Genomic DNA, 7,561 nt, shown 5'->3' on the forward strand with positions numbered 1-7,561 from the left:
AGACGACTCCCTATGTTGGCTGTTGAACCACAGCCAGCGAGACACTGCCAATCACAACAAGTCTGTCGGCAAAATGTGGACCGAGTCGGCGGGATCAGGGTTAATCTTCATTAACTAATTCGCCGTTGGTGTCGATGTTCCGCCTGCCGCAAGCAGCCGCCATGGGCATAGCCGCCCCTCTATCCCCGCACTTCGGCAAAACTTCCAGAGCCCCTTTAAACACTTACCAAAAAACCCACCGCCCCAATCCCCGGCGCTCACCCCGGCCGCATAATGTGGCCATGACCGAACACAGCTCAGAAACCCCACCCACCTATTTCCGTCTGTCCGAGGCCTCGTGGGCCGAGATCGGGGAGGCCTATCGCAACGGCGCGACCGCCAAGGAGCTGTCGGCGCTGTGGCGGGTCGCGCCCGGCAGCATCTATCGCCATGCCTGCAAGGAGGGCTGGACCAAGAAGGCCAGCACCGATGCGGTGGCGCGGGCCCATGTGGCGGCGCGGCGGGCCGAGGCTGACGAGCGGCGCACGGCGGGGGCGTCACCGGCGCGAGCGCGGCGCACGGGCGGCGTGGCGGCCTGCGGTCCGCCGCCGTCGTCCGATCCAGCCGACCTGAGGGCGGCGGCTCTGGCGCGGCTGGCCGGCGCGATCCATGACGGGCGCGACCACGAGGCCCTGCGGCTATCGGCGCTGGTCCAGCGGCTGGACAAGCTGGACGGGCCGGGCGGCGGCGCGAGACCGGGCCTCGTCGATCCGGGTCCGTCGTGTCCGCCCGATGGCGGCTGGCCGGACGACGGCGGCTTCTTCGTCGACTGGCGGCCGACCCGCGAGGCGGTGGAGCGCGAGACCGAGACGATGTTCCGCGAGATCGCCCTGATCAGTCTGGCGCTCCTGCTCGCGCCCGAGCGCGTGCCGGCGATCTTCCAGCGGCGGGTCTATCGGTTCCGTCGCGACTTTCTGGGCCAGGACGAGCCAGAGGCCCTGGAGGCGGCGGAGCTGACGACCGAGCGGGTTCTGCGGCCACTGGAAAAGACGATCATGGACTTCAACGGGCCGGAGCCGAAGCTGGCGGTGCGCAGGCCGGCCCGAAACTGGCCGCCGGCCAAGCCGCCCTTCCCCGACCCGGGCCACGCGCCCCGGCGCGCGACGCTGCCGCCGCCGACCTTGATCGATGGACGTCGCCTCTAGCCATCGACCGCTGGCGCCCAGCCTCAAATCGCGGCACGACTGCCGCGAAGGCGAGGGGCAAGTCCGTGACGGTCGAGACCTACGACTATATCATCGTCGGCGCCGGGTCGGCGGGCTGCGTGCTGGCCAACCGGCTGTCGGCGGATGCGGCCAAGCGGGTGCTGGTGCTGGAGGCCGGGGGGCGGGACGACTGGATCTGGTTTCACATCCCGGTCGGCTATCTGTTTGCGATCGGCAATCCGCGTTCGGACTGGATGTATCGCACCCAGGCCGTGCCGGGGCTGGACGGGCGAAGTCTGGCCTATCCCCGGGGCAAGGTGATCGGCGGGTCGTCGGCGATCAACGCCATGATCTATATGCGCGGCCAGGCGGCCGACTATGACGGCTGGCGCCAGCAGGGTCTGGCCGGCTGGGGGTGGGACGATGTCCTGCCGCTGTTCAAGGCCCAGCAGGACCACATCGCGCCGCCGTCGGAGCATCACAGCTCGGGCGGCGAGTGGCGGGTGGAGCATCCGCGCATGCGCTGGAAGGTGCTGGACGCCTTCGCCCAGGCCGCGGTGCTGGAGGGCATTCCCGTGAGCCCTGACTTCAATGGCGGGGACAATACCGGCTCCGGCTATTTCAACGTCAACCAGCGGGCCGGCCTGCGCTGGAGCGCCGCGCGGGGCTTTCTCAAACCCGTGCTGTCGCGGCCTAATCTGCAGCTGCGGACCGGGGCGCGGGTGGATCGCGTGATCCTCGAGGACGGCCGGGCCGTGGGCGTGGCCTGGACCGAGAAGGGGGAGGCTCGCGAGGCGCGGTGTCGCGGCGAGGTGGCGCTGACCGCCGGGGCGGTGAACACCCCTCACCTGCTGGAGCTGTCGGGGATCGGCGATGGCGAGCGGCTGGCGGCTCTGGGCCTGCCAGTCCATCGCCACCTGCCGGGCGTGGGCGAGAACCTGCAGGACCATCTGCAGATCCGGCCGATCTACCGGGTGTCGGGCGTGCCGACGCTGAACGCCCATTACGCCTCGGTATGGCGGCGGCCGTTGATGGCGCTGGAATATGCGTTCCTGCGGCGCGGGCCGATGTCGATGGCGCCGTCGCACATGGGGGCCTTCGCCAAGACCTCGCCGGACTATGCGACGCCCAATGTGCAGTTCCACGTCCAGCCGCTGTCGCTGGACCGGTTCGGCGAGCCGCTGCATTCGTTTCCGGCCATCACGATCAGCGTCTGCAACCTGCGGCCCTCCAGCCGGGGGAGCATCCACGCCGCCAGCCCCGATCCGGCGGACGCGCCGCTGATCCAGCCCAACTATCTTTCGACAGCCGAGGACGAGCGGGTGGCCATCGACTCCCTGCGCCTGATCCGCCGCATCGTCGCCCGGCCGCCTCTGGCCCGCTATGGCCCGGGCGAGATGGCGCCGGGTCTGGCCGTCGACGACGACGCGGGCCTGCTGGCGTCCGCGCGCCTGCTGGGAACCACCATCTTTCACCCCGTGGGCACGGCGAAGATGGGCCGGGCCGACGATCCGGCGGCCGTGGTCGATGAGCGCCTGCGGGTGTTCGGCGTGAAGGGCCTGCGGGTCGCAGACGCTTCGGTGATGCCGACCATCGTCTCGGGCAACACCAACTCGCCCACCCTGATGATCGCCGAGAAGGCCGCGCGGATGATGATCGGGGACGCTCGTTAGACCGCTTCGGCTTCGGCTTCGGCTTCGGCGACCCGGGGTGGCCGTAGCTTGTAGAACCGCAGGTCGCCGCCCAGGTCGTACAGGCGATACAGGCGGAAGACGTCGGGACGAGTGGTCCACAGGCCGTCTTCGTCGTCGGTCAGGGCCATGGGGGTGCCGACCCCGCCGGTGGTGGTCTTGACCACGATCAGGCGCTCCTCGCCGGTGGGCTTGAAGCTGAGGATATCGTGACCCGGAATATCGCCTGGGGCCTTGGCGAAGCGGACCTGGTCGGCCAGGTCGGCGCGGCCGTGGTCGCGCAGTCGGCGCTGCTCGAACGCCAGGACGGCGGCGCGGCCCGCCTCGGCCAGCAGGGTGTTGGCATGGTCGCGGGCGGCGGGGTCGAATTTGGCGATCAGCCGTTCAGCGCGGGGGCTGGGCTGCAATTGTTCGGCGTCGAAGGCCGGCGGCGGCCCCTCGATCAGATGCAGGGGCTCGCGGGCGGCGAACAGCAGCGGTGGGCGCATGGCGGCGGCGATCAGGGTGGGGCGGGATGACAGCTGGCGGTCGATGGCGTCGAGCAGCTCGTCGTGCAGTTTCCAGCGCGGGGCGAAGTCCTTCAGGACCGGTACGCCGATCAGCATCAGGGCGGCCGAGATGTTGCGCTGGCGAAACTCGATGGCCCCGCCGGGACGGCCGGTGACGAATCGCAGGGCGCGCTGGTGGCTGGCGGGATTGACAGGCTGGCCGGCCAACTGTTTGGCCAGCATGACGAAATAGTCGCCTACGACGAGGTCCAGATCGGCCTCGGTCCAGTCTCCGGACTTGTGTGTTTCCTCGCTCACGGCGCGACGATGCCTCAGGCGCGGCCGTCGCGCCACCAAAGCTTGGCCTGATCTAGGGCGCGGGACGAACCGCGGGCTCGGGGGCTTTCTCGATCGGCTGGTCCTCGCTCTTCAGACCCGCCGCCTTCAAGGCCCCGGCGACCGTGGTGACCAGCTCGCCGCGCACCACCTGGAAGGTCAGGACATGGGTCTCCGCCGGGTTGTCGCCGAGATTGGCGAAGCCGCCCGCCGGCTGGGCGTTTAGGGCGACCTTGTAGGTGCGGTTCGACAGCACCCGGCACAGCAGCACGAAGGTCTTCTGGTCGTTGAGCAGGCGGGGCGTCTTCACGCATTCGGGCTGCTCGCTGTCGGGCGCCGCGCCGTAGTTCCAGGCCCTGGGGTTCATCTTCTGGTCGAAGGCGACTTTCACGATCAGCACGCCGGGGGCGATGGTCTCGCCCTGGGCCGGATAGGTGGCGACCACCTTGGGCGACGGCGTGGGCGGCATCACCGTGACCGGCGAGACGGCCGTCGGCTCGTCGCGGACCTGGGCGGTCGCGGCGCCGGCGGCGGCGAGGAGCAAGGTCAGGGCGAGGCTGCGAAGGATCATCCCCGCAGCTTGGCCGGCAAGCTGGGCGTTCTCAAGGCGGATCCGCGCCCTACCGCCCCGGATCGTGCTATAGGCGCCGTCATGACCGATGCTCCCGAAGAAACTCCGATCCAGCGCGCCCTGCGCCTGAAGAAGGCCGCCATCGACGCCAAGCCCAAGCCCCCGCGCGGCGGCAAGTTCCAGCGCGAGCAGGCCGCTGGCGTTCAGGCCGGCAAATCCAAGCCCTGGATGGCCCGCTAGAGCATTTTCTGATAAGTGTGAAACGGTTATCGGATCGAAAAATGCTCTAAACTTCTGATTTAGAGCCCTTTTCGCCCGACCCTGATGAAGCCATCAGGTCGGAAAGGGCTCTAGACGCATGAAGGTCCCCTCTTGCTGAAGATTCTGGGCCGCACCTCGTCGATGAACGTCCGCAAGGTGTTGTGGACGCTGGACGAGCTGGGCTTGGCCTACGACCGCGAAGACTGGGGCATGGGCTACACGCCCACCGACCGGCCCGAATTCCTGGCGCTCAATCCCAACGGCCTGGTGCCGGTGCTGATCGACGACCAGGGCCCGCTGTGGGAGAGCAACACCATCTGCCGCTACCTGGCGCATCGCCATGGCGGCGGCGCCCTGCTGCCGGCCGATCCGCGCGGCCGCGCGCGGGTGGAGCAGTGGATGGACTGGCAGGCCACCGAGCTCAACGGCACCTGGCGCTTTGCCTTCCTGGCCCTGGCCCGCAAGACGCCGGGCTTCGACGATCCGGCAAGGATCGAGGCCAGCGCAGCGGCCTGGAACAAGGCCATGGGCATACTGGAACGCCAGCTTGAGACCACCGGCGCCTACGCGGCCGGCGAGACCTTCAGCCTGGCCGATGTGGTGCTGGGCCTCTCGACCCACCGCTGGGTGGCGACGCCGATCGATCACGCCGACCTTCCGGCCGTGCGCGCCTATTACGACCGCCTGCGCGAGCGCGGAGCGTTCCTGCCGCATGCGTTGGTGAGCGTACCCTAATTTTTCCGCTCTTCCCGGCGAAAGCCGGGATCCAGATCGAGCCCGAAAGCGCCTGACGGTCCAACACCGCGAAATGGCGCACCATCCCCAGACGCTCTTGATGAATCTGGGCCCAGGCCTTCGCCGGGGAGAGCGGATGATTGGGGCTATTTCGGCTTCCTGAACTTCAGGATGAACTGGTCGGTCTTGCCGCGAATGGCGGGGTCGAAGACGCTGGCGGTGTGCGGATCGGTGGCGTCGCGCAGCAGGGGGCTTTCGGCTTCCAGCTTGAAACCGGCGGCCTCGACCTCGGCCTTCACGGCGGCGACCTCGATGCGGTGCAGGTCGTGGGCGACCGTGGTGCCGGCGCCGGCGGCGGCGGCGTGGTCGACGATCACGAACAGGCCGCCCGGCTTCAGCGACTTGAAGATCTCGGCATTTACCCCGGCGGCCGTGGCGGCCGGGAACGGCTTCAGGTGCAGGTCGTGATAGTTCTGGACCGTGAACACCAGGTCCAGACCATCGGGCAGGTCCAGGGCCAGCAGGCTGCCGTCCAGCGGTTTGGCGTTGGGCAAGGCGGCCGAGACCGTCTTGAGGTTCTCGCCATACTTGGCCGAGAACTGGATGAACTCGGCGGGTTGATAGGCATAGACCGTCCCGGTGGAGCCCACCGCGCCCGACAGGATGCGGGTGAAATAGCCGCCGCCCATGATGAAATCGACCACGCTCGCGCCGGGCTTTACGTCGGCGAAGGCCAGGATCTCGCCCGGATGGCGGGCCGCGTCGCGGGCGCTGTCCTCGGCGGGACGGGCCGGATTGGCTACAGCGGCGGTGATGTTGGCGGGAACCTGGGCGAAGGCGGCGCCGCTGACGGTACAGACGGCGAGCACCGCGAGGGCGGAAGCCATGGACTTGCGGATCATGCGTCGATCTCCCCTGATTTTCCTCAACGGGTAACAGCTTTTCAGGTTTCAACGAACGTCGTTCTCGTGAATTCCCGGTAACCTGAGTGCTCGGCCTTGCTCCCTTCCGCGCCTCAATCGCCCGCGAATGGGTTGAGCTCCTCCGCGCGCGCCGCGGCGATGTCCTGCAGCCAGGCGCGCACCGCGCGAACACGGGCCGTGGCGGCGACGTCGCGCAGCGTGCTGACCCAGAAGCGGCGCTTTAGAAGCACCTCCGGCGTGATCCGCGTCAGGCCCTGCGCCAGAAAGCACGGCAGGACGCCTATCCCGCCGCCGGCCAGGATGATGTCGCGCTGGGCCAGGATCGACGAGCTCGACAGCGCGGTTTCCAGTCCTGGCGCGACTTCATCGAGATAGCGCAGTTCCGGGGTCTGGAGCAGATCGTCGATATAGCCGACGATCTGGCCACGTCGCAGGTCATGCGCCGTCTCGAACGGGCCTTCCTGTTTCAGATAGGCGGGCGAGGCGTAGACGGCCAACTGGTAGTCGGTCAGGGGTTCGACCAGCAAACGGCTGTCGGTCGGGGCGCTCAAGGTGACCGCCAGATCCACTTCGCGGCGTGTGGGCGACAGCAGGCCGGCAGTGGTCGCCAGCTCGATCCGCAAGGTCGGCCGGCTGCGGCGGAAGGTCGGCAAAGCCCGCGCCAGCACGTGACCGCCAAACCCCTCGGCGGCGCTGATCCTGACCGTGCCGCCGCTGACTTCCGGATCGGCCGCCCCCGTCACCGACTGCATGGCGGCCTCCGCCTTCAGCCCGGCCTCCATCAGGCGAGCACCGGCGCTGGTCAGTTGCAGCCCTGCCGCCGAGCGCATGAACAGCGTGGCCTTCAGCGCTGTTTCCAGCCGCGCCACCCGGCGGCTCACCGTGGCCGTGTCGACGCCAGTTCGCTGCGCGCCGCCGCTGAACGATCCGGCGCGCGCGGCCGCGAGGAAATAGCGGAGGTCGTCCCACTCGAACACGGCGCTGAATCCTTGCTGCCTTGGCTTGCATATTTGCAATGGCTATTTTGCATGAATATCAAGCATTCTCTTCTGCGAGATTTGAACGGAGACGCACCGATGCGGGCCATTGACCATTTCATAGCGGGGGCGAGCGCGCCCGGCGCTTCTGGCCGTTTCGGCGACGTCTTCAATCCCAACACCGGCGAGGTGCAGGCCCGGGTTCAGCTGGCGACCGACGCCGAGCTGGACGCGGCGGTGCAGAACGCGGCCATGGCCCAGATCGGCTGGGCCTCGACCAATCCCCAGCGCCGCGCGCGGGTGATGTTCGAGTTCAAGCGCCTGATCGAGCGCGACATGAACTTGCTGGCCGAGATCCTGTCGTCCGAGCACGGCAAGGTCATCGCCGACAGCAA

Annotated in this window: 9 protein-coding genes; 5 read left to right on the forward strand and 4 right to left on the reverse strand. The window is 68.4% G+C overall.

Translation table 11 applies throughout. The annotated features are described in order from the left end of the window. The first annotated feature begins 281 nt into the window (after positions 1-281). Positions 282-1,184 carry a hypothetical protein gene (locus tag ACP69S_RS17820; protein ID WP_425999521.1) on the forward strand — a complete coding sequence of 301 codons (903 nt, stop codon included), beginning with the start codon at positions 282-284 and terminating at the stop codon, positions 1,182-1,184. A 65-nt stretch (positions 1,185-1,249) separates the two neighbouring features. Then, positions 1,250-2,857: a GMC family oxidoreductase gene (locus tag ACP69S_RS17825; protein ID WP_425999523.1), complete on the forward strand. Its 1,608-nt coding sequence runs from the start codon at positions 1,250-1,252 to the stop codon at positions 2,855-2,857. On the opposite strand, the gene ACP69S_RS17830 is transcribed toward ACP69S_RS17825, so the two are convergent. Then, positions 2,854-3,681 (reverse strand): DUF3883 domain-containing protein, encoded by an 828-nt coding sequence (locus tag ACP69S_RS17830; RefSeq protein WP_425999525.1) that lies wholly within the window; start codon positions 3,679-3,681, stop codon positions 2,854-2,856. The genes ACP69S_RS17825 and ACP69S_RS17830 overlap by 4 nt on opposite strands. A 52-nt stretch (positions 3,682-3,733) precedes the next feature. Beyond that, positions 3,734-4,270 (reverse strand): hypothetical protein, encoded by a 537-nt coding sequence (locus tag ACP69S_RS17835; protein WP_425999527.1) that lies wholly within the window; start codon positions 4,268-4,270, stop codon positions 3,734-3,736. Between the two features lie 81 nt (positions 4,271-4,351). On the opposite strand from ACP69S_RS17835, the gene ACP69S_RS17840 reads away from it, so the two are divergent. Both ACP69S_RS17840 and ACP69S_RS17845 read left to right on the forward strand, forming a co-directional pair. Then, a complete protein-coding gene (locus tag ACP69S_RS17840) occupies positions 4,352-4,510 on the forward strand; it encodes a hypothetical protein (RefSeq protein WP_425999528.1) in 159 nt (52 codons plus the stop codon). A 132-nt stretch (positions 4,511-4,642) separates the two neighbouring features. Then, positions 4,643-5,266, forward strand: a complete 624-nt coding sequence (locus tag ACP69S_RS17845; protein ID WP_425999530.1) for a glutathione S-transferase family protein — start codon at positions 4,643-4,645, stop codon at positions 5,264-5,266. Positions 5,267-5,412: 146 nt separating this feature from the next. Here the strand turns inward: ACP69S_RS17845 and ACP69S_RS17850 are convergent, their stop codons facing one another. Beyond that, complete coding sequence (locus ACP69S_RS17850; RefSeq protein WP_425999532.1) at positions 5,413-6,168, reverse strand: class I SAM-dependent methyltransferase; 756 nt, start codon at positions 6,166-6,168, stop codon at positions 5,413-5,415. A gap of 113 nt (positions 6,169-6,281) precedes the next feature. Continuing rightward, entirely contained in the window at positions 6,282-7,166 is an 885-nt protein-coding gene (locus ACP69S_RS17855) for a LysR family transcriptional regulator (protein ID WP_425999534.1), read from the reverse strand. A gap of 99 nt (positions 7,167-7,265) precedes the next feature. Between ACP69S_RS17855 and ACP69S_RS17860 the strand changes: the two genes are divergently transcribed. After that, the coding region (locus ACP69S_RS17860) for an aldehyde dehydrogenase family protein (RefSeq protein ID WP_425999536.1) at positions 7,266-7,561 on the forward strand (296 nt) is incomplete at its 3' end.

It is taken from the genome of Caulobacter sp. DWR1-3-2b1, assembly GCF_049895765.1.
Taxonomy (GTDB): domain Bacteria; phylum Pseudomonadota; class Alphaproteobacteria; order Caulobacterales; family Caulobacteraceae; genus Caulobacter.